This window comes from Paenalcaligenes sp. GW821-LYS-B07-1 (assembly GCF_058803365.1).
Map to the genome: position 1 here is coordinate 845,363 of NZ_CM179516.1, position 22,852 is coordinate 868,214.

17 protein-coding genes, 1 tRNA gene and 1 riboswitch are annotated in these 22,852 nt (G+C 49.8%); of the genes, 13 read left to right on the forward strand and 5 right to left on the reverse strand.

Annotated features, from left to right (window positions below; all coding sequences use genetic code 11):
• Positions 1 to 7: 7 nt before the first annotated feature.
• The 8 genes from AC3QL0_RS04010 (at position 8) to aspT (ending at position 10,011) form a co-directional block, all read left to right on the forward strand.
• Positions 8 to 589, forward strand: a complete 582-nt coding sequence (locus AC3QL0_RS04010) for a DNA-3-methyladenine glycosylase family protein (RefSeq protein WP_493010938.1) — start codon at positions 8 to 10, stop codon at positions 587 to 589.
• Positions 590 to 616: 27 nt separating this feature from the next.
• Positions 617 to 1,582 (forward strand): acetyl-CoA carboxylase carboxyltransferase subunit alpha, encoded by a 966-nt coding sequence (locus AC3QL0_RS04015; RefSeq protein WP_493010187.1) that lies wholly within the window; start codon positions 617 to 619, stop codon positions 1,580 to 1,582.
• Positions 1,554 to 2,627 carry a tRNA lysidine(34) synthetase TilS gene (gene tilS / locus AC3QL0_RS04020; protein ID WP_493010188.1) on the forward strand — a complete coding sequence of 358 codons (1,074 nt, stop codon included), beginning with the start codon at positions 1,554 to 1,556 and terminating at the stop codon, positions 2,625 to 2,627. The genes AC3QL0_RS04015 and tilS overlap by 29 nt, the downstream gene beginning before the upstream one ends.
• A gap of 104 nt (positions 2,628 to 2,731) precedes the next feature.
• Complete coding sequence (locus AC3QL0_RS04025) at positions 2,732 to 3,991, forward strand: aspartate kinase (protein ID WP_493010189.1); 1,260 nt, start codon at positions 2,732 to 2,734, stop codon at positions 3,989 to 3,991.
• Between the two features lie 95 nt (positions 3,992 to 4,086).
• Positions 4,087 to 4,179, forward strand: a tRNA-Ser gene (locus AC3QL0_RS04030).
• A gap of 430 nt (positions 4,180 to 4,609) precedes the next feature.
• Positions 4,610 to 5,365, forward strand: coding sequence for a tyrosine-protein phosphatase (locus AC3QL0_RS04035; protein WP_493010190.1), 756 nt, complete (start codon positions 4,610 to 4,612; stop codon positions 5,363 to 5,365).
• A gap of 179 nt (positions 5,366 to 5,544) precedes the next feature.
• Positions 5,545 to 8,238: a beta-eliminating lyase-related protein gene (locus AC3QL0_RS04040; protein ID WP_493010191.1), complete on the forward strand. Its 2,694-nt coding sequence runs from the start codon at positions 5,545 to 5,547 to the stop codon at positions 8,236 to 8,238.
• 75 nt (positions 8,239 to 8,313) lie between these two features.
• Positions 8,314 to 10,011 carry an aspartate-alanine antiporter gene (aspT, locus tag AC3QL0_RS04045; protein WP_493010192.1) on the forward strand — a complete coding sequence of 566 codons (1,698 nt, stop codon included), beginning with the start codon at positions 8,314 to 8,316 and terminating at the stop codon, positions 10,009 to 10,011.
• A gap of 61 nt (positions 10,012 to 10,072) precedes the next feature.
• Here the strand turns inward: aspT and AC3QL0_RS04050 are convergent, their stop codons facing one another.
• From AC3QL0_RS04050 to AC3QL0_RS04060, 3 genes are read right to left on the reverse strand one after another with little or no spacing between them, the layout of a single operon-like run.
• Entirely contained in the window at positions 10,073 to 11,017 is a 945-nt protein-coding gene (locus tag AC3QL0_RS04050; protein WP_493010193.1) for a magnesium transporter CorA family protein, read from the reverse strand.
• Positions 11,018 to 11,059: 42 nt separating this feature from the next.
• Complete coding sequence (locus AC3QL0_RS04055) at positions 11,060 to 12,010, reverse strand: magnesium transporter CorA family protein (RefSeq protein WP_135863005.1); 951 nt, start codon at positions 12,008 to 12,010, stop codon at positions 11,060 to 11,062.
• Positions 12,011 to 12,026: 16 nt separating this feature from the next.
• Entirely contained in the window at positions 12,027 to 12,956 is a 930-nt protein-coding gene (locus AC3QL0_RS04060) for a magnesium transporter CorA family protein (RefSeq protein ID WP_430224165.1), read from the reverse strand.
• A 195-nt stretch (positions 12,957 to 13,151) separates the two neighbouring features.
• A riboswitch (M-box (ykoK) riboswitch) is annotated at positions 13,152 to 13,322 on the reverse strand.
• A 539-nt stretch (positions 13,323 to 13,861) separates the two neighbouring features.
• Here AC3QL0_RS04060 and AC3QL0_RS04065 point away from each other — a divergent pair.
• Entirely contained in the window at positions 13,862 to 14,461 is a 600-nt protein-coding gene (locus tag AC3QL0_RS04065) for a TetR/AcrR family transcriptional regulator (protein ID WP_135864180.1), read from the forward strand.
• Positions 14,462 to 14,475: 14 nt separating this feature from the next.
• Here the strand turns inward: AC3QL0_RS04065 and AC3QL0_RS04070 are convergent, their stop codons facing one another.
• Positions 14,476 to 15,153 (reverse strand): ArsR/SmtB family transcription factor, encoded by a 678-nt coding sequence (locus AC3QL0_RS04070; RefSeq protein WP_493010194.1) that lies wholly within the window; start codon positions 15,151 to 15,153, stop codon positions 14,476 to 14,478.
• Between the two features lie 56 nt (positions 15,154 to 15,209).
• On the opposite strand from AC3QL0_RS04070, the gene AC3QL0_RS04075 reads away from it, so the two are divergent.
• Positions 15,210 to 15,833 (forward strand): GrpB family protein, encoded by a 624-nt coding sequence (locus tag AC3QL0_RS04075; RefSeq protein WP_493010195.1) that lies wholly within the window; start codon positions 15,210 to 15,212, stop codon positions 15,831 to 15,833.
• Between the two features lie 157 nt (positions 15,834 to 15,990).
• Complete coding sequence (locus AC3QL0_RS04080) at positions 15,991 to 16,956, forward strand: alpha/beta fold hydrolase (RefSeq protein ID WP_493010196.1); 966 nt, start codon at positions 15,991 to 15,993, stop codon at positions 16,954 to 16,956.
• A gap of 4 nt (positions 16,957 to 16,960) precedes the next feature.
• Here the strand turns inward: AC3QL0_RS04080 and AC3QL0_RS04085 are convergent, their stop codons facing one another.
• A complete protein-coding gene (locus tag AC3QL0_RS04085) occupies positions 16,961 to 18,460 on the reverse strand; it encodes an efflux transporter outer membrane subunit (protein WP_493010197.1) in 1,500 nt (499 codons plus the stop codon).
• Positions 18,461 to 18,557: 97 nt separating this feature from the next.
• Between AC3QL0_RS04085 and AC3QL0_RS04090 the strand changes: the two genes are divergently transcribed.
• A complete protein-coding gene (locus tag AC3QL0_RS04090) occupies positions 18,558 to 19,733 on the forward strand; it encodes an efflux RND transporter periplasmic adaptor subunit (protein WP_493010198.1) in 1,176 nt (391 codons plus the stop codon).
• Entirely contained in the window at positions 19,730 to 22,837 is a 3,108-nt protein-coding gene (locus tag AC3QL0_RS04095; protein ID WP_493010199.1) for an efflux RND transporter permease subunit, read from the forward strand. Before AC3QL0_RS04090 ends, AC3QL0_RS04095 begins: the two co-directional genes overlap by 4 nt.
• Positions 22,838 to 22,852 lie beyond the last annotated feature (15 nt).

A 22,852-nucleotide genomic window follows, 5' to 3' on the forward strand; every position in this document is an offset into this window, starting at 1 on the left:
ACATTTGATGAAACGCGATAGGATTCTGCGTAAAATCATCCCCACGTTTGCTGAAGAACACCTGAAACCACCTTCAGAAGCCTTTGCTACATTAGTGCGGGCGGTGATTGGTCAACAAGTGAGCCGCCGCAATGCGGAGGCTATTTGGGAACGATTTAATAATGCGTTTGCAACGCCTGCGACGCCCGCTGATGTGTTAGCGTTGGAAGTCGCAGCCTTGCAACAGATGGGGATGCCCAAACGCAAAGCCGAATATATTCTGGATCTTGCACTACATTTTGAAGAACGCAAGGTAAACCCAGAGAGTTGGCAAGATATGGACGATGAGGCCATTATCAGAGAACTCTGTGCCATTCGTGGCATAGGCCGCTGGACGGCAGAGATGTTCCTGATTTTTAACCTGCATCGTGCAGATGTATTACCGTTGGATGATGCCGGATTAATCCGGGCTATCTCTCAACATTATTACAGTGGTGAGCCAGTCTCCCGCTTTGAGGCACGTGAAGTGGCTCAAGCCTGGACTCCCTGGTGTACGGTGGCAACTTGGTATCTGTGGCGTAGCCTAGATCCTATTGCCGAAAGCGAATGAATTAGCGATTAACCCGAAGACACAACAATGCGAAATACATTTCTGGAGTTTGAGCAGCCTATTGCCGAACTCGAAAACAAGATCGAAGAGTTACGTTTTGTTCAAACGGATTCTGCTGTTGATATTTCGGAAGAACTCAGCAGGCTGCAACAAAAAAGCCAGACCTTGGCGCGTAGCATTTACGAAAAATTAACGCCTTGGCAAACTGCGTTGGTGGCCCGTCACCCACAACGTCCCTACACCATGGACTACGTGAATGAAATTTTCACCGACTACCATGAGTTGCATGGCGACCGTATGTACGCTGATGACCAAGCGATTGTCGGTGGTTTGGCGCGTTTCAATGGTTTGCCTTGCATGGTGATTGGTCATCAAAAAGGCCGTGATACCAAAGAACGTGCACGCCGTAACTTCGGTATGCCTCGTCCAGAGGGTTATCGCAAAGCCTTGCGCTTGATGCGTTTGGCCGAAAAATTCAATATTCCTGTCTTTACCTTTGTAGACACCCCCGGTGCTTACCCAGGTATTGGTGCGGAAGAGCGTGGTCAGTCTGAGGCCATTGGTCACAACCTATACGCTATGGCTGAGCTGAATGTGCCTATTATCACCACCATTATTGGTGAGGGTGGTTCGGGTGGTGCATTGGCGATTGCAGTTGCCGATACCGTGTTGATGCTGCAATATGCTACTTATGCGGTAATTTCCCCCGAAGGTTGTGCTTCCATTTTGTGGCGTAGTGCTGATAAAGCATCGGTAGCGGCAGAAGCCTTGGCAATTACTGCTCCGCGTCTTAAAGAGTTGGAGTTGATTGATAGAGTGGTGAACGAGCCTGTGGGCGGCGCACACCGCGATCCAGCCACTATGGCCCGTCAATTGGGACGTGCATTGGCAGAATCCTTACGCCAGTTGTCTGGCTTGAGCCCTGAGCAACTGCGTGAGCGTCGCTTGGAGCGTTTGCTGTCTTATGGCCGTTTCCAGGAAGTTCGTTCCTAAATTCCCGCTCGCACAGATTCAGGCCCATCCGCTGGCAGAACTGTGCGACGTAGGCTTATTACAGTCCATCCATACGCTGTACACCAACCTGCCGCAGCCAGCGCCGCAGCAGGTTGCGGTAGCATTGAGCGGCGGGGTGGACTCGGCGGCCTTGGCGCTGCACATGGCAGTTTGGGCACATGCCCTAGAACTGCCTCTACATTGCTTTCACGTACACCATGGTTTGCAAGAGGTTGCGGATCAGTGGTCGCTACACGTGCAAAAGCTCGCTAGCCTGATCGGGGCTAGTATCCACATAGAAAGGGTGAACGTAGACCTGCTGTCCGGTAACGGAATAGAAGCGGCTGCGCGCGATGCCCGTTATCAGGCTTTCCAAACGCTATGCCTACGCACTGGCATACAACATGTGTTTGTGGCGCATCACCAAGATGATCAGGCTGAAACCGTCTTACTGCGTTTGTTGCGCGGTTCAGGGCCTACCGGATTGGGCGCTATGGCTTCTATAAGCCCGCGTGATGGCTTTATGGTGTTGCGTCCGTGGTTAGATATACCCCGTAGCCGTATTATGGCTGTGGGCGAGCTGATGAGCCAGCGGTTGGGTTGGACCGCCGTACAAGATGGCACCAACCTGAATGACGACTACACCCGTGGTGCGGTGCGTGAGCGGTTAAAGCCCCATTTGAATGAACGCTGGCAGGGGTGGCAGAAAATACTGACACGTCACGCGAAGTTAAGCCGTGATACAGCACAGTTACTGGAAGAAGTAGCCGCAGAAGATTTGCAAAAATTGGATTACCGCAAAAGGGATCACAGTTTTGATTTGAAATCGTGGCGTGAGCTAAGCCCTGCGCGTCAGGCGCAGGTAATACGCTATTGGTTGGCCTTGGCTGGCTTGAAAATGCCTACCGAGGCGCGACTCGACGACATGATGCGTCAGATGCGCATCTTGCATGCGTTGGGCTTTGATAGGCAGATGCAGGTAAAACATGGTGCGTTTTACGTGATTTGTCGCCAAGGGCGTGTGATTTTGCAACAATATGCATGAAAAGTCTGATAAATGCCCCATTGGTGGGCAAAAAATATCGTTAGAATAGAATGGCCCTTTTTTGGGTACACAGACACCATTCCTATTGATTTTCGAGTAATAAGATGTCCTTGATCGTACAAAAATATGGTGGCACTTCTATGGGCTCGGTGGAGCGCATCAGAAATGTCGCAAAACGCGTGGCTAAATGGCATGCGGCCGGTCACCAAGTCGTAGTTGTACCTTCTGCTATGTCTGGTGAAACCAACCGCTTGCTGGGCTTGGCTAAAGAAATTAGCCCACGTCCCGATGCACGCGAACAGGACATGCTTGCGGCAACCGGCGAACAGGCCAGCAGTTCTTTGCTGGCGATGGCGCTGATCGCAATGGGTGTGCCTGCACGTAGTTACGCTGGTTGGCAGGTAGCTGTACATACAGACTCCGCCTATACCAAGGCCCGCATTAAATCTATTGATAGCGAACGCGTACAGAGCGATCTGGATGCAGGGCGCGTCGTGATTGTGACGGGTTTCCAAGGTATTGATGACAACGGCAACATTACGACCTTGGGTCGCGGTGGTTCCGATACGTCAGCCGTAGCGATTGCTGCTGCCATGAGCGCAGAAGAGTGTTTGATCTTTACCGATGTGGATGGTGTCTATACAACGGACCCTCGCGTGGTGCCTGAAGCGCGTCGCATGAGCGTAGTGTCCTTTGAGGAAATGTTTGAGCTGGCTTCGCTTGGCTCCAAAGTACTGCAAATCCGCTCGGTAGAGTTCGCAGGTAAATACCGGGTGCCGGTACGCGTGTTGTCTTCGCTTACCGACCCAGAAATTTCGCTCGAGGAAGAGAAAAACTCGGGCACACTGATTACATTCGAGGAAGATCAAAAAATGGAAGCTGCCGTTGTTTCGGGTATCGCTTTTAGCCGCGATGAAGCTAAATTTACGTTGCGTGCCGTACCCGACACCCCGGGCGTGGCCTACTCCATCTTGGGCCCTATCGCTGCTGCGAACATTGATGTAGACATGATTCTGCAGAACTTGTCTGCACAAGGTACTACTGACTTCTCCTTCACCGTAAATCGTATTGATGCAGATCGCACCAACGAGTTGCTGGAAACTCAAATAGGTCCAGCAGTGGGTGCAGGCGAAATCGTATTCGACAGCAAAGTCGCTAAAGTATCCATCGTAGGTATTGGCATGCGTAGCCATGCCGGTGTGGCGAGTGCCATGTTCCGTGCGTTGTCCGAAGAGGGCATCAACATTCAGATGATCAGCACCAGCGAAATCAAAACGTCTGTTGTGATCGACGAAAAATACATGGAATTGGCTGTACGTGCCCTGCACAAAGCCTTCGAACTGGATCAAGAAAAAGCACAATAATCCGGTGGTACGCGGTCTTGGATCGCGTACCTAGGAAAAAATCATTCTAGGGCTAGCAAAATTAGTTTTACTCGTGCTAGAATAGCTTTTTTGCTGGGAATGTGGCCGAGAGGTTGAAGGTACTCCCCTGCTAAGGGAGCATGCGGCTTATACCCGCATCGAGGGTTCGAATCCCTCCATTCCCGCCAGCGAAATTTGAATGAAGCCCTTGTTAATCAAGGGCTTTTTTCATTTCTGCATTCAGAACTTTACGCAACTGACCATCAATAGGTCTACGTGTCTGCCATACAGCAAGTTATGACACGAAGGTGTTGCGTGATGCTAGGTCATTGCTACGACCAGTACGTGTTGCCAAATTTTGCATTGTTCCATTCTTGCTTGTCGGGATTTGCATGCTATACCCTTTATAATGACCACAAATCAGCACAAATAGAGGTAAGGACCATGCGAATCGCATTATTTATTTTTGGTGCCATAGCCGTGGTTTACCTGGTACTTAAAGGTTTTAAGCAGGTAATAGAGGAAAGCCGTCAAAAACGGCAAAACCAAGATTCAGACCATAGGCTGAAATAAGGATCGTAGTAAGCCTGCCAACGTGGTGTAGTTAAGGAAGGTTGAATGGATACAGAGCAAAATGTACAAGGGCAACGCGCAGTTGCTTTTGAAGGCGTAACGAATTTTCGTGATTTGGGCGGTTATCAAGGCGTAGATGGTGGGCGAGTACGTTGGCAAACCCTGTACCGATCAGCACACCTTGCTGATCTCACCACAGCAGATCAGCAGCAACTGCAACATCTACAGGTTAACCAAAGCATAGACTTGCGTGGCCAGTTTGAGCGCCAGAAGAAACCTTATAGCTACCCATTCTTGCAGCATACTGTGTGTGGTATTGAACCTGAAGTAGCGAGATTGGTAGATGGCATGGTGCGGCAGCACGGTCATGTCACCCCTGAGCAAGCCAGTCAGTATATGCAATGCATGTACCATGACTTTCACGAGAACAACCAAGCTCACTTTTCACAGTGCATCAGCACCGTATGTGCGGCGTCTGAACCACTAGTGGTGCATTGCACGGCAGGTAAGGATCGTACAGGCTTTGCATCAGCATTGCTGTTGAGCATGTTGGGCGTGCACCGTGACGATATCTTGTCCGACTACATGCTGACCGAGCAGTACTATCACCGTTCCTTTGCCGCAGAATATGGCATGAGCGAAGCTGTCATGCGTATTTTGTGGGGGGTGAGCGCTCAGTACTTAGAGCAAAGTTTTAACGAGTTAGATGCTCAATATGGTTCGGTATTGAATTATGTGAGCAAAGCTCTGAATATTAAAGATTCAGAAGTAGCGAAGTTGCGCGATAGGCTGCTGATGTAAGTGGGCTGTCATGGCTGCCTATATGGCCAGTGATACTTGAAATTTAAAGTGGTGTGTGTTTTGTAGTGTTATGTGCTGAATAGAAACATTTGGCAGCATAAATGTACGGTATGGTTTACACACCCTTTTTTCGAGTTTGCCTCGCACGAGGCCTGATGGTCTGTATAGGAGTCATAGATATGAGCTCGCAAGCGCCAGTAGGTACGTCTTCCCTCGATCAAATTTTTTCACTGGGGGCCGTACGATCGGACCTCTGGCGTGATTTATTGGTCGCTGCCCAGAAGTGGGCCCGCCAAGATGGTGACAGTCAGGTAGTACAAGAAAAATTCCAACACCTGCGTGATCTGGAGATCCTCCATGCGTACCCTGGTCGTCATTTGATGGCTACGTTGGCCGCTCATTTGCAAGAAGACAGACGCACAGCGTTTGTAGAACTAGCCAGCCGCGTTTCTTTTGCCATTTTGGCACGCTATTACAAAGACGACTCTCGCGAATGGGAAGCCAATAACGATGTAGACCACTACGGCGACATTCGTCACGAAGGGGAAGGTTTAGGCGGTGGTAGACCATACTTTGAAGTGCTGGTGGTAGCCCCCGGAAACAGTCCGCGTGTAGAACGCAACGTACAGCTATTACGCGCGCAGCGTCGCAAAGAAGATGACTTTGTGTACGAGCCAGTGGTGGTGGATAACTTCCAAGACGCCTTTTGCGCTATTTCAGTAAACAGCAATATTTGCGCAGTAGCGATCTTTGAAGGCATAGATTTCAAAAGCAAGCAGTCAGTACCGCTGTTAGACCAAGCTATCCAAGAGTTGGATGTGCATGTGGATGAAAGCCATTTGGCGCTGCAATTGGCGGTCACGTTGGCCGATTACCGTCCTGAACTGGATATTTATTTGCTGTCGGATTTGCGCCCAGAAGAGATCGCTAGCGATGAACGTGCTAAGAGCGTGCGTCGCGTACTGTACGCGGTAGAAGAGCCTATGGAGTTGCACTTATCTATTTTGGAAGGTGTACGTGCTCGTTACCAGACGCCATTCTTTGACAACCTAAAACGTTACGCCAGCAAGCCCATTAGTACCTTCCATGCGCTACCTATTGCTCGCGGTAAGTCGGTATTTAAATCTGACTGGATTCGCGACATGGGCGAGTTCTATGGCCTAAACCTGTTCTTGGCTGAGTCATCAGCGACCACCGGTGGCTTAGACAGCTTGTTGGAACCCACTGGCAACATTAAAAAAGCCCAAGAACGTGCTGCTAAAGCCTTTGGTGCGGAGCACTGCTTTTTTGTAACCAACGGTACTAGCACATCAAACAAAATGGTGTTGATGGCTATTGCGCAACCGGGTGACATCATCATCGTGGACCGCAACTGCCATAAGTCTCACCACTACGGCATGGTATTGGGTGGCTTGCAGCCCTATTACGTGGAAGCCTTCCCTATGAAGGAGTACTCTATGTATGGCGCGGTGCCGCTGAAAAACATTAAACGCGCCTTGTTGAACCTGAAAAAAGAAGGCAAGTTGGATCAAGTGCGTGCTGTGGATTTAACCAACTGCACTTTTGATGGTCACGTCTACAACACCCGCCGTGTGATGTTAGAGTGCTTGGCCATTAAACCTGACCTCGTATTCTTGTGGGATGAAGCATGGTTCGGTTTTGCGCATTGGTCGCCATTCTTGCGTCCGCGCACTGCTATGGGTGCGGCAGCCTACATTGAAAAGTGGATGGCTAACCCAGAGTCTATTAAAGAATATGAACGTCAGCAGCAAGAGCTGGGCGACAACCCTAGCGATGAGCAATTACTGAATACCTACTTGTTGCCAGACCCTCGCCAAGTACGCCTGCGTGTGTATCAGACTAACTCTACCCATAAATCCATGTCGGCCATACGCCAAGGTTCGATGGTGTTGGTCAAAGACGTGGATTTCTACAGCATTGAACCGCAATTGCACGAAGCCATCTTTACCCATGCCACCACCAGCCCTAACCAACAGTTGATCGCGTCGCTAGACGTGGCGCGTAGACAGATGGAGTTGGAAGGCTATGGTTTGGTAAACAATGCGATTCAGATTGCCTTTGATATTCGCAGCCAGATCAACAAACATCCACTGATTTCGCGCTATTTCCAAGTGCTGGGTGCAGACAAGATGATCCCCGCCGAGTACCGTCAAAGTGGTTTCCAAGACTTCTTGGTGCCGGGTACAAACTGGGATGACGCTGTATGCAGTATTCGCGATGATGAGTTTTTCTTAGACCCAACCCGTATTACGCTGGTGTGCGGTACAGCGGGTTTTGATGGTACGCAATTTAAACAATTGCTGGCGGATCGTTTTGACATACAGTTGAACAAAACGTCGCGTAACTCGGTCTTGCTACAGTCCAACATTAATAACACTCGTAGTGATGTGGCGCACTTGATTCGTGTCTTGCTGGAAATTTCTAGCGACGTAGAGCAGAAGCTGACCAAAACGGGTGAACAAGGACGACTGCGTTTTGAAGAGCGTGTGACCAGTTTGATGCACGACGTACCTGATCTGCCTAACTTCAGCTATTTCCATGAAAAATTCCGCCATGATAGTAATGGCGCGGTAGCGGTAGAAGGAAATATACGAGAGGCTTTCTTCATGAGTTGGAAAGAAGAAAATTGCGAGTATGTAGCCTTGAATAGCGAAGAGTGCGATAGACGCCTGAAAGAAGGGCCTCCGATGGTATCTGCCAAAATGGTGATTCCATATCCTCCAGGCTTCCCTATCTTGGTTCCTGGTCAGGTGATTAGCCGCGACACCATCGAGTTCATGCGTAAGCTGGATGTGAAAGAGGTGCACGGGTATGAAGCCAGCCGTGGGCTGCAGTTACTCAAACTTCGTTAATACAACTATGAGCTAATCGTCATAACGGCCATAACTTGTCGAGTTCTGGCCGTTATTGGCGTAGTAGGAGGAAATATGGCGATTTGGCATTGGATAGAGCAAACCTTGCGTAGTTATCCCGAGTTGGCGATCTTTTTAGCGCTGGCGGTGGGCTACTGGATAGGTGGCAAGAAATTTGGCAGTTTTAGCTTGGGCTCCGTCACGGGCACATTGTTGGCGGGCGTAATCATTGGGCAAATAGGCATCGATATTTCACCGCACATCAAGTCGGTGTTCTTCATCATGTTCTTGTTTGCGGTAGGGTTTGGCGTAGGGCCGCAGTTTGTGCGTGGGGTGGCGAACGATGGTTTGCCGCAAGCCGTGTTTGCGGTCATCGTGTCATGCCTTTGCTTGTTCTCGGTCTATCTGGCGGCGGTGTTATCCGGTTATGGCCCTGGTTTGGCTGCCGGTTTATTGGCAGGTACACAAACTATTTCTGCCTCTATTGGGTTGGCCACTGATGCTATCAATAGGTTAGACATGAGTGCAGACCAAATCCAAGCACAGCTGGATGCCATTCCTGTAGCGTATGCGGTGACCTACTTGTTTGGTACGGTGGGTACAGGTTGGATCATTGCGTATCTGGGGCCCAAAATCTTGCGTATTAATCTGCAAGAAGAATGCGCTCGCTACGAAAAAGAAATGTCCGAAGGCGAACCTGATGGCGGTATGCAGTCTGCGTGGTACCAGTACATTGTGCGTTCCTTCAAATTGACCAAACCTGATTTTATTGCGGGTAAAACAGTGGCCCAAGCCGAAGCAGGCATGACGGGCGGGGAGCGTTTGTTCCTAGAAAATTTGCGTCGCAACGGTAAGATCATTGAGTTTGATGCAAATACGGTCTTGCAGGTGGGCGATGTGGTTGCCGTATCGGGCAGACACGAAGCTCTGGTAGATTGGTCTAACCGTGCCGAAGAAGTGGCTGACCAAGAACTGCTGCAGATTCCTATTGAATCCATTGATGTGGTGGTCACCAGCAAAAATGCCAACGGTAAAACCTTACTAGAGCTATCTAAAAGCCCGTGCGCACGCGGAGTCTATGTCACTCGTATACGCCGAGGCTCTATGGGCGTAGACATCCCTGTGCAGGCGCAAACCAAATTACACCGAGGCGATATTGTAAGCGTGAGCGGTAGTCGCAAACACGTGGAGTCGGTGATTGAAGAGTTCGGTTTTGCCGATAGACCTACCAGCGTGACCGACATGGTGTTTGTGGGCTCGGGTATTGTGATCGGGGGCTTAATAGGCGCGATTGTGGTGCCAGTGGGCGGTATCCCCATTACCTTGTCCACTTCGGGCGGTGCATTGATTGCCGGTCTGGTCTTTGGGTGGTTGCGCAGCTTCAAACCCAAACTGGGCAGCGTACCTAGCGCCACCTTGTGGTTCATGAACTCCGTGGGTTTAAACGTGTTTATTGCAGTGGTGGGCATCACCGCCGGTCCAACATTTATCCAAGGGGTGAAAGAGGTAGGGATAGAGCTATTCTTCTGGGGGCTATTTGCGACCAGCCTGCCTATGTTGTTGGCGCCGCTCATCGGTAAATACATCTTCCGTTTTGACCCTGCTATTAACTTAGGTTGTTGTGGTGGTGCGCGTACCAGTACTGCGTCGGTAGCGATGGTGGCTGAAGCGGCAAAGAGCAACGTGCCTATGTTGGGCTACACCGTGCCATATGCGATCAGTAATACGTTTTTGACGCTGTGGGGGATGGTGATTGTATTGCTGCTGGGATAGGTGGATGTTCAGCAGCCATAAAAAAAGCCCAGTGTAAAAACTGGGCTTTTTTGTGGCCTGCTTAGAAGTAGCGTTTCTTCTGGAAGAAGAACGCCACAATCCCGCTAATTACTACCATGCTGATGATGATGGCAGTAAAGGCGCCTGGCTCTTCCTGATAAGGCAGCGGTACGTTCATACCGTAGATGCTGGCAATCAAGGTAGGAATGGACAGCACAATGGTCACGGCAGTCAGCAGTTTCACAATGTGGCTCACGTTGTTCTGAATGATATTACCGTAAGCATCCATCACGTTATTCAGGTTGATCTGGCTGATTTTAGTGATGGAATACACTTGCTCCACTTCCACCAATGCTTCGTCAAACAATAGGCGGGCACGGGAATCCATAGGCAGTGGGCTGTCTTTCTGCATACGGTTCATGACGTGCATCATGTTTTTCAACGCAGTGGTCAGGTAGATCAAGCTTTCGTTCAAGTACAGCAAGGTGTACAGCTCTTGGTTGCGGTACGACTTTGACAGCTCGTCTTCGGCTTTACTAATGGATTCATCCAGTGTTCTGCTGGCATCGGCAAAGACATGGGCGACTTGGTTCAGAATAGAGAACAGGTTGTAGCTTTGGTTGTGCTCATCCAAAACCAGACCTTGCTGCACAAAGAAGTCTTTGTTGATAAAGCCGCTTTCTTTGCACACGGTAACCATGTTGCCACCGGTAAGAATAATGCCGAAGGGGATAGTTTTGTACTTCACATCGTCGTACAGGTTTTTGACGGCAGGGTCGCTATATGGAATGTGCAGCATCAGTAAGGTAGCTGGGCCACGGTGCTCAATGCGTGGACGCTCGTCAGAATCTAGTGCGTCGTTCAAGAACTCAATGGGCAAGTTCAGAGTAGTGGCCACGTCGTGGATTTCATCCAGCGTAGGGTTAATCAGTTGCACCCAGCTGTTCTGGCGGATTTTTTCAACTTTGGTTAGCTCGTTGTTGCGGCTGCAGTAGATAGTTTTCATGATGTTTTCTCGTGCAAAAAGGGTTCCAAGGGCAAGCCAGACTTACAGGCGCAGGTATTTTTTCTTGTAGAACAGCACCACAAGGAATGCGCTGATGGCAACCATGGCAATGCTGATTACGACGGTGGAAATCCACTCTTCTTCGTAAGGCAGTGCCACGTTCATCGAGAAAATGCTGCCTATCATGGTAGGAATGATCATCACGATGGTGAGCGTGGTAAGCATTTTCAGCACAGAGTTCAAGTTGTTGTGAATGATGGCGGCATAGGCATCCATCAAGTTGCTTAGGCTTTCACGACGCATTTCGGTGATTTCAGCCGATTGCTGAATGTCGATCAGAATGTCGTTTAAGCGTGTTTTTTCTTCGTCGTGGATTTTGATGTCCACACCTTCCATCAAGCGCTTGTACAAAATAGACATCGCGCTTAGCGAGGTGGAAAAATACACCAAGCTTTTGTTCAGGTTGATCAGGCCAAATAGCTCGTTGTTGTGGTACGAGGATTTGATTTTCTTTTGTAGGCCGCTTACTTGGTGGTTGATTTGGTGCAAGCTGCTATCAAAGGCTTGAGATACCGCTTTGAACAGTAGCAAGCTGATACGGGTTTTCATGAACGATTGGAAATCACCGTATTTGCCTTTGATCAGATCACCAATAAAGGGCAGCTTTTCACGCGCCACAATCACCAGATTGTCTTGAGTGTGAATCAAACCGATGGGTGCGGTTTTGTAGGGCACGCCAGCTTTAGCGCTTTCTTCCGACACACGTACAGGAGCATTCACAACGATCAGTGAGGCTTGGCCTGATTTCTCAATGCGTGGCAGCTCGTTTTTATCCAGAGAATCCTCAAAGAAATCCAGTGGAATATTCAGTGTTTTAGCGGTGCTTTGAATTTCCTCTGCGGTAGGATTTTCCAGATACACCAGACTGTTGTGGGTGATTTCTTTAACGTTCAGCAGTGTGCCTTGGGCGTCGCTTTTGTAAATGTGCAGCATGGGTTTCTCCAGAAACTTAGAGGATCCGACGGACTTTGAGGGTGACAACCAACAAAGTGGCGATGAGCAGGGCAATACCGGCTAGTGCCGCCAAGGCATACGGTTCATCCTGGAAAGGTAAGGGGGTGTTCATGCCATATATGCCAGCAATTCCCATGGGAACTGCTGCCACAATGACATACACAGACAAATACTGAACGACCAAGCTCAGGTTGTTCTCGACGGCTGCTGAATACGCGTCCATCAAGTTGCTCAGGTTGATGTTATGAATCTCGGCCATGCTTTGGGCTTGCTCGGTTTCAATAATGGCATCGGCCAATAAAGCATGACTGGATTCGTCTGAGTAGAATTTCTGTCGTAGCTGTATCTTCTTCAAAATATTCAAATTAGATTTCAGCGTACTAGATAATAAATTCAGATTTTTATTATTTTCCAAAAGCTGAAATATTTGTTTATTCTGAATAGCGGTTTTTAAACCGTTTTCAATCTCTTCTACTTTATGATTGATTTCAGAAAGCGCTTCTACAAATTTTCCTGCACAGACTTTCAAGATATGAAATAGCAGCGTATGTACACTACTGTGATGAGCACCTTGATTGAAGCTATTTAGCAAAGTGTGAATGGACTGATTGGAATCATCGCCTAAGGTCACGATGTGCTGATCGCGCATCAAAATAGTTAGGTATTCCATATCGAACAAACGCTTAGCTGTGGGGGCGTTTTTCTTCGTCACCGCCAGCGTAATCATCATGGTGCCGTGGTAATCCATAGCCAAGGGGCGGCACGACGAACCCAACTGCTTTTGCAGGGTCTTGGAATCCAGAGAAAAAGTGCTGGCTAGTGCACGCACCACGTCTTGCCCTGGGTTGACGTGGTGATCCCAGCTGACACGGCCAACGGCCTGATCAGCACCATGTGCTGTAGTGGCTTGATAGAGCTTTAACATGTAAAACACCTTGCTGTGCATGGTTTAGCGGCTCATCCAGAGGATGACACCGTAACGGTGTCTATTAGTTGGGAAACTAACAGGCAATGAAAACACGCCTCTCCAGAATGGGGCGTGCGTTCGCAAGGTGTGGCCCAGATAGGCGAAGCACCGTTGTTCATGCACCAGATTGGCAGAGGGCTATAGCCTTCCACCAACACACCCCAAATCATTGAGCTTTAGCACTGCACGGCATAAGAGAGTGAACCCTAGCTACGTTATAAACCACCTTAAGTCGATGGTTTCTGTTCAAACCCATTGGCGTCTTTGGACGTTTCTGGGCAGTAGCGTTTCTCCGTACAGGAGCCTTACCTAACGAGGTCTGGTCTGTATCGACTTCATAAGTATAGATCGCTTATTTTTTATAATGTAGCGATTAGGCTTTGTATTTGGTATAGGATGAATATCCTTTGGTATATTTTAATTTTTATTATTCATGATTTTTAAATTACCTTAACATGGTTTTTATTATTAAGGTGATTTATTTATTTTATTGATTTATATGAAAAATGAGTAAGGCGATAAGTCGCTGATGTGGTGGCTGCTCCGTCCTTATTAAAGCAACTGTGCTGGTAGCGCCTCTAGAGGGGGAATGGGTGGTGGTCGAGTTGATGCGCCGCCTGCCCCGTTGAATGTATGTGTGGCCTATACACATTGTTAACGCGTCCTGCGTAACGTGCACGTGTGTGGAGCCTTTTTTGAACTACCTTTGGTAGTGCTAGGTTGGCAGCTTGCGCCGCACTAGAGCATATAAATAGTGTGAACTACCTTGTGGAATGTAAAGTCGCTTTGCTCAATTCTAAAAAAGTGATTTAATCAGTAGACTAGTTAGTCTATTTTTTTTAAACAAAGGAGGTGAGTGAAGTATGAGCAGCAAACCGTTAACCGATAAACAGCGTGCCAAACGTAAGGAAATCGTTGAGGCCGCAATGGTGTGTTTTTCCCAGAAGGGGTTCCATGCCACGTCTACTGCCGAGATCTGTAAAGAGGTGGGGATGAGCCCTGGTAACGTGTTTCATTACTTCGCCACCAAAGACGAAATTATTCAAGAAATCGCCAAAGAAGACCGCGAACTGCTCACTGAGATTTTTGAGCGATGTTCCTCTGAGAAAACGGTGGTGGATTCCATCGTGCAAATCATCCGCACCATCATTGATGTGATGAACCACGACCCTATCTCCGCCCGCTTAAGTTTGGAAGTAGGTGCCGAAGCTGCCCGAAACCCTGAGGTAATGTCCATCTTTTTGGAAAACGAAGACTTCAATAAACAGAAGTTGGTGCAGTTAATTGAACAGGGCATGAAAAACGGGGAAATTGATTTAGAGCTAGAACCAGAAGCCACCGCTACATGGTTGTTGATGTTAGGCGATGGCGTATTGGGGCGCAGCATCATGCAGCCGGGCTTCAAATGGGAAGCACAACTGGATATTCTGGAAAAAATGATACGCAAAGCCTTGCGGCCTTAAGCGGTACTCGTCGTTTAGCGCGTAGGGGCTTGAGCGGTTGCTAACCCTGCAGCTTGCCACGCGTCGTAGCCTGCAGGCAGTCTAGTAGCAAGCAAGCCATTGTTGTGCAATATCTGCACGGCCTCGTTGGAAAGCACGCAGTAAGGCCCTCGGCAATACGCGACGATAGTTTTGTTGGTAGGCAGTTCGTGTAGTCGACCTTGCAAGGCAGGCACAGGAATATGCAATGCATCGGGTATGTGGCCGATGCGGTACTCATCGTCTGGGCGAACATCCAGCAGTACCACGCTGTCAGCTTTTATCTGTACTAGTAACTCCTCTACCGACAAACCGTCCAAGCGCTCGCGTTGATGCTGATTGTCGGTGAGTAATTTTTGTATTTGCTCATGTTGAAACGCTAGGTATTGCTGCAGACTGGCCAAAATCGCTTGGACAGGGCCAGCGCTGGATCGATAGTAAATGTACTTACCATCACGTCTGGTTTGCACCATGCCAGCACGTTTTAGGTTTTGCAGGTGCTGAGAGGTATTGGCAATAGATAAACCGCTGCGTTCAGCCAGTTGTTCTACCGACCATTCCTCGTTGTGCAATAACGCGAGCAAAGCCAAACGGTGTTCATTGGCCAAGGTACGGGCAATATCGGCCAATGCCCCTAATGAGGGTTGTATAGGGGGTAGGCTAGTGAGAGTCATAAGCGTTATGAAAATATTCAACTAATTAATTGATTATACAAATGCTGGGGAAAAGCGTGAATGTAGATGACCTTACTCGTCGTACATGGACACAGAATGACAAACATGCCATCACTACTTTTGTTGATGGCGATCCCAACGAGAATCCGTGGGTAGCTGGCAAGCCGCAGGTAGAGAAAATGGAAGTGTTGGCCTACGATCCTGCATGGGCGTTGCGTTACCAGTGTGAGCACGATCGTATTCAGCAGGCCTTGGGAGATAAGGCGCTAAGCATTGTGCATGTAGGGTCTACCGCTGTGCCTGAATTGCCCGCCAAGCCAGTGATTGATATGGATGTGTTGGTGGCAGACCCTGCTGACGAAGACAGCTATGTACCCGCATTAACGCAGTTGGGGTACCAACTGACAGTACGGGAGCCTTCGTGGTATCAACATCGCATGCTACGGCATGAGACCCCACGCGTGAACTTACATATATTCGCACCGGGATGTCCAGAGCATATCCGCCATCTGCTCTTTAGAGATTGGTTGTGCAATCACGAAGCAGACAGAAAACGTTATGCCGCATCTAAGTTTAATGCTGCTGGCAGTACCAATAATGCGCTCGACTATAACCGTAGCAAGCATGAGGTGGTGCACGCTATTTATCAGGATATGTTTGCGGCGCATGGGTTGCTGTGAGCATACTGAAGTAAGCGGACTGTTCAGAGGTGAACGTCAGCATATGTTTGTGTAGTGGGATGACACACTTTTTAGCTACGAGAGGGTAAGTACCGCGTGTACTATGTTCCACACGTAGCGTAACGGTAAGACATGAATAACGTATAGGAGTACGAACGTGTATAGGCAAAGTAGTGTAGGTGTAGGCAATTGGCAGCGATGGGCACTAGGTGGCATGTTGGTTTTTGCAGGGGCTACGGCTTGGGCGCAAACTCCTGCCACGTTGTTGCGGGCTGACGGTTCAGAGATTACCTATTATGTGAAACAGGCTGCGTCACAGCCGGCTGAGCAGTTGTTGGTGATTATGCAGGGCTCTGATTGTAATAGCGTACAAAACAATCCACGCATACAAGAGGCCTTTGTGCCTATGCTGCCTAATGCTGATGTACTAACCGTGGAAAAACACAGCCTAGATGCATCTATTGCATGGAGCGCCGATCCTGACCGAAGCGATTGCCCACTGGATAACTTGATTAACGATACGATATATCAACGTGTTCAAGATTACAGTGCTGTATTGGATGCGTTGCAAAAACAAAATGACTACAAACAAGTGTTTGTGGTGGGTGGTAGTGAGGGGGCTGTGACAGCGATTATGTTAGCTGCTCAATCAGACGTGGTAGATGCCAGCGTGGCCTTTAATGGTGGTGGCCGTTGGTTCAAAGATGACATGCTGTACAGCATGACAGCAGGGGTTCCGCCAGAGGAAGTAAATTCTAATGCCGCGAACGATATAGAGGGTTTTTTTGCGATGATAGACAGGGCACCCACAGAGGAAGCTGCACTTAACGGTCATGGGGTGCGCTGGTGGAAAGCCATGAAAGATCACGATCAACAAGCCACTTTGCTGAAAGTGAACTCACCGGTGTTAATCATACAAAGTGGACAAGACCGCTCGGTGAGCCCCATTGCAGTTGGACAGATGATGGGTGAGATGAACGCGGCAGGGCGCACGAACGTCCACTATAAAACCTATCCTCAGTTAGACCATGTGTTTAATGACGCACAAGGCCAAGCGCATCTGGATACAGTAATCACTGATATGAAGACGTGGTTACTCGAAACGGTACCATCTCAGCCTTAACTTGTTATGAGCGTGGGTGCAGCGCGGATTGCATGTCTAACAAACTAGCAGGCAATTCAGCGCCACCCACGGCTTTATGCAGCGCAATAACAGCGCTGGCTTGTTCGGCTTGGGCATTTACTACCTCTATTTGGCTGCGACGTTTTTGCAGCGAAGCATCCAATAATTCGTGCAGTGGAATCATGCCCTGTTGATACAGCTCTTGGGCTCTGTCTAAGGCGCGTTGAGTAAACGCCAGTTTTTGTTGGGCTTGTTGCACGGTAGTGGTGTGTGTAGCGATCGCTAACAAGGCATTTTCGGTTTCTTCCACGCCTTCTAATACTGCTTCACGGTACGCCAAAATGGCTTCGGCTAGCTGTGCTTCACGCGCATTGACCACCGCTCGTCTGGCTCCCCAATCAAGTAGCGGAATGTTAAGCGAAAAAGAACCACCTGCAATTTCTGTGCGACCCAATAACGGTTTACCCGTCAGATTGTCGCTGATGCTGAGATTGCCCAATAAGCGTAAGCGAGGGTAGAGATCAGCTTGCGCTACCCCTAGTTCAGCGCTGGCTTGTGCCACCTTAAATTCTGCTTGTTGAATCGCTGGGCGTACACGCAGTAACTCAATGGGCAGCATGCTGAAGCCCAATTGTTGCGGATTGGGCAGGGGGGAAAGTACACGTAATTCTGTATCCACGCTAGATTCGCCTGTTAACACGGCTAGGCGTAGCAGTGTTTGTTGTAGCGCTTGCTGTAGTTGTAGCTGTTGCTGCTGCAGGCTAATCAGATCAGCATGAATTTGGTCTTGCTCGTAATCGGCAATTAGGCCTGCTGCGTGTCGTTCTTGGGCGCGTTGCAAAAGCGTAGTTTGATCTGCCAGATTTTGTTCCGTCAGGGCTAGCCGCTGTTGCTGTGCTCGTAACTCCACGTAGTTGCGTACCACCTCTGCTACCACGCTGACATGTACATGGCGTAAGTCGCTATAGGCCGCACCAGCAGCACTGCGGGCTGAATCACGTTGGGATGATACGCGGCCAAATAAATCCAGCTCCCACGCCGCATCAAAGCCTGCTTGGTAATAGCCGGTTGTGCGTTCAGAGTCAGGGGCTAGATCACCATCGACCGTGGGGTCCATGAGTGGCGAGGCATTATGCGAAGAAGAGAGTTTGCGCTGATGCTGAGTCTCTGCTTTAGCCGTAATTTCAGGCAAACCCGCTGCTACCGCTTGTTGTATTAAGGCTCTGGCGCTATGCAACCTATAGGCAGCTTGCGCCAGTGACAGGTTTTGAGCCTGTGTTTTGGCGACTAAGGCATCCAAGACGGGGTCATGAAAAGCTGTCCACCACGAAGTAGGATCAATATCGGGCGTTTGTGCGAGTAAAGCATGTTGTTGTGCCCAGTTTGCAGCGAGGGGAACATGTTGATCTGGCAAGGTGGGTGTGTTGGTGCACGCAGACAACGCAAGGCTGAGTCCAAGTGCGATAACAGAGTGACGCAAAGCGAATGGGCGACGTGAATGCATAAGGTGTGCAAAGCAGAAGTTGACAGCGTAGAGCATCTTCTAAATAATAGATCGACTAATCAGTCTAACAAAAAAACGTACAGTTTGCTGCATCACTATGAATAGTTCTACAGAAAAACCTAACGCCGTGCTGACGGGCTTACGCAGCAAGTGGAGCATAGGCGGTTTATGCGTGTTGGTATTGCTGGCAGTGTGGCTTTTGCTATCTGGCAAAGACGTCGTGCCCGAAGAACCGTTGTTGCGCATTAGCACCATCAAAGCCGATGAGGTGGTGTTGCATCCACGCGCACGGGTGAGTGGTTCGTTGGTCGCCAAAGACACCGTTGAAGTCGGTACGGCATTAACTGGGCTGCGTATAGAAAGCGTGTTGGTAGAGCAGGGTGAGCGTGTACAACACGGCCAGTTGTTGGCCGAGTTAGACAGCACCGTGCAACGCGCTCAAGTACAGCAAGCGCAAGCAAGTGTAGCCAGCGCTACCGCCGAACTGCAGGAAAAGTTGGCACTGCATCAAGAGGCACAGAAAAACCTCAAACGTGTCACCGCGCTAAGCCAAGGCACAGTCAGCGCACAAACGTTAGATGAGCGACGCACACAAGCACAAGCAGCACAAGCGACATGGCAAGCTGCACAAGCTGCTCTGAACAAGGCACAGGCTGAGTTGGCTGAGCAACAAGAGCAACTGGATAAAACGCGTATTGTTGCCACGGTTGAAGGGCTGGTGTTGCAGCGTCACGCACAGGCCGGTGCTCAAGTGGGGAATGATGCGTTATTTACGCTCGCTAAAAACAGCGTAATTGAGCTGGAAGGCGATGTAGGAGAAGGGCTGTTAGCGCAGTTGCATAACGGCATGCCTGCCGCTGTGCAGTGGACAGGGCAAACCGAAGCGGCCCCAGGGTCTGTACGACTGGTGTCAGCACAAGTGGATAAAGCATCACGTATGGGGTCGGTGCGTATCACCTTGAACGCCTTACCGTCAGTAGTAATGGCGGGCATGTTTGGTAGAGCAGAATTAACGCTACCTAGCCATACTTTGGCGATTGCTGTACCGGCTAGTGCCGTGTCGGTGAATAGCCAAGGGGAAGCTGCCGTGATGAAAGTGGTTAGCGGCGGGGTGGTGTCGTACCAGCCCGTGCGTATAGGTTGGCAAGATGCACAGTGGGTGGAAATTGTGGAAGGCTTGAATAACGGAGAAAGCGTGGTGGCCACTGCCTTCGCGTTTGTGAAAGATGGCGATCATGTAGAAGTGCATGAGTTGGAGCGCGCTCAGCCATGAATTCGCAGTTGTCATCTTGGGCTATACGTAGGCCCATCCCCACTTTAGTGCTGTTTTTTATGCTGACCATCGCAGGATGGTTAGCGTTTCTGAAGCTGCCTATTAACTCAAACCCTAGGGTGGAGTTTCCTATTGTGACGGTGCTGGTGACGCAGCCCGGTGCAGCACCTAGCGAGTTGGAAAACGCCATTACCCGTAAGGTGGAAGAAAGCGTAGCGGGTATGGCGGGCGTGCGTCATATTACGTCTACCTTAAATGAAGGTACTTCGCTTACCACCGTTGAGTTCAACTTGGGTGTAGACCCAGACAGAGCCACAAACGATGTACGGGATGCCATCACCACCATACGTTCAGAGTTACCGCAAAGCATATTAGAGCCGCAGGTAACACGTGTGGACGTAGAGGGTGGGGCAATTCTGTATTACGCCATCAGTTCTACCGAGCGTTCGCCAGAAGAGTTGTCGTGGTTTGTAGATGACCGCGTTAGCCGTGTGCTGTTAGCCGAACCTGGCGTGCAGCGCGTACAACGGTTAGGCGGTGCTAAGCGAGAAATACGCGTAGAGTTGCGTCCCGATAGGCTAGAGGCCTTAGGTATTACCGCCGAGGACGTTAACGCGCAATTAGTACGCAGCAATATTGATGAGCCCGGTGGGCGAGCCGTATTGAGTGGTCGTGAACTGGCCATACGTATATTGGGTGGAACCAAAGATGTAGCCGAGTTGGCGCAGTTGCCTATAGCTTTGTCGGATGGGCGTTGGGCAGTGTTGTCCGAGTTAGCCGTGGTCAGCGATGGCAGTGCCGAGCGTCGTAGCAAAGCACGATTAGCTGAGCGTGAAGTCGTGGGTTTTTCGGTGTTTCGTAGCAAAGGCGCTAGCGATACGGTGGTGGCTGAGCTGGTAGAGAAGGGTGTTCAGTCACTGCAACAAAGCCATAGCGATATACGTATTCAGCCTATTTTGTCTTTGGTGAAATACACCGAGGACAGCTACAAAGAGTCCATGAAAACGCTGTTGGAAGGGGCGCTGCTAACTGTGTTGGTAGTGTTCGTATTCCTGCGCAGTTGGCGTGCAACGGTGGTGGCAGCGATTGCGTTGCCACTGTCTATCTTGCCTACGTTTGTGGTCATGATGCTGTTGGATTACACCCTGAACAGTATTACGTTGCTGGCGTTGACCTTAGTGATTGGTATTTTGGTGGATGACGCTATCGTAGAGGTAGAAAACATTGAGCAGCACCTCTACCAAGGTAAGCGTCCCTATCAAGCGGCTATTGATGCAGCGGATGCCATCGGGTTTGCTGTAGTAGCCATTACTGCAACCATTGTGGCGGTGTTTTTGCCAGTGAGTTTTATTGGTGGCTACATTGGTCAGTATTTTGAGCAGTTTGGGGTGACGGTATCGGCAGCTGTGTTGGCATCGTTATTGGTAGCGAGGTTAGCAACGCCGTTGTTGGCTGCGTACATATTGCAGCCCTTACCGGCAAGCAAGTTGCATGCCGCCCAAGCTCCTGTGAAAGGTATATTGAAACGTTACCTGTCTATTTTGGAGTGGGCGTTGAATCATAGACGTCGCACCTTGGGGGTGGGGGCTATCTTTCTGGTGGCATCAGCCATGTTGTTGCCGCTCATTCCCGTAGGTTTTATGCCTGAGGGGGATCAGAGTCTAATCAACATACAGGTGAAGTTGCCCCCCGGTGCTACCTTGGCGCAAACTGATGCCAAAATCGTCGCCATGTCGCAAAAGGTGCGTCAGCATCCCGAGATAGAGGCAGTATTCGCCAGTAGCGGTAGCGACGGGGAAGACAACTCTGGTGTGGCGTCAGGCTCCATGTTGATACGGTTGGTGCCGTTATCTCAGCGCGATGCCTCGCAGAAGCAGGTGGAGCAACGCTTGCGTGGTGAACTAGCCCAATTCGAAGATGTGCAGTTTTCGTTTACGGGTGGCGATAGTCGTGATGTCTCAGTGATTTTGGTCAGTGCTGATGGGCAGGCGCTTTCGCAATCCGCGCACCGTTTGCGTAAGCAAATGGAGGAGTTAAATGGCATTGCTAACGTGCAGGTCAAAGAGCCATTGGCTCGCCCCGAGCTGCAAATACAGTTACGTACCGATGAGGCTGCGCGAGCCGGTGTCACTTCTCAAAGCGTAGGTGCTGCGTTACGTATTGCCACAGTAGGTGAGATTGACGCCAGTTCGGCACGCTTTACGGCTTCAGATAGGCAGGTGCCTATACGTGTGCTGTTAAGCGAACAAGATCGTAATGACTTGGAAACCCTGCGTCAGCTACGCGTACCGTCACAACATGGTGGTACGGTGCCTTTGCATACCGTGGCTGATGTCAGTTTTGGGGTGGGGCCTGCGCAAATTGAACGTTTTGATCGTATGCGTCGTATTGCCGTAGAGGCCGACCTACAACCCGGGCAGTCTTTAGGTACGGTGTTAGAAAGCGTGTATGCCTTGCCCGAGATGCAAGACTTACCCACAGGCGTAACGCTGATGAAGTATGGCGATGCTGAGTTTCTGACCGAAATGTTCGAGAAGTTTGCGTTAGCGATGGGCTTCGGTATTTTGATGGTGTATGCCGTTTTGGTGCTGTTGTTCAAAGACTTCCTACAACCACTCACTATTTTGGTGGCATTGCCGCTGTCCATGGGTGGGGCATTCGCAGGGTTATTGCTGCAAGGGGCAACCTTAGATTTGTCTGCCGTGATCGGTATCTTGATGTTGATGGGTATCGTGACAAAGAACTCCATTTTGTTGGTGGACTTTGCCTCGGAAAAATACCGAGCCGGCATGGACCGCGCTCAGGCATTGATGCAGTCGGGTAAAGAGCGAGCACGCCCTATTGTGATGACTACCATTGCGATGGTGGCAGGGATGATTCCTATTTTGCTCAGTACCGGTGCAGATGCCGGTTTTAGGGCACCAATGGCCGCAGCGGTGATTGGTGGGTTATTAACCTCTACCGTGCTCAGTCTGGTGTTCATTCCTGTGGTGTATAGCTACATGGATGACTTACGCCATTGGCTGGGTAAACATTTGTCCAAGCTGACATCCGTCAATGATGAGGACAGGCGATTAGCCGATCAGCAATTTATCAATCACTAGTTGTTTTAGTAGGAA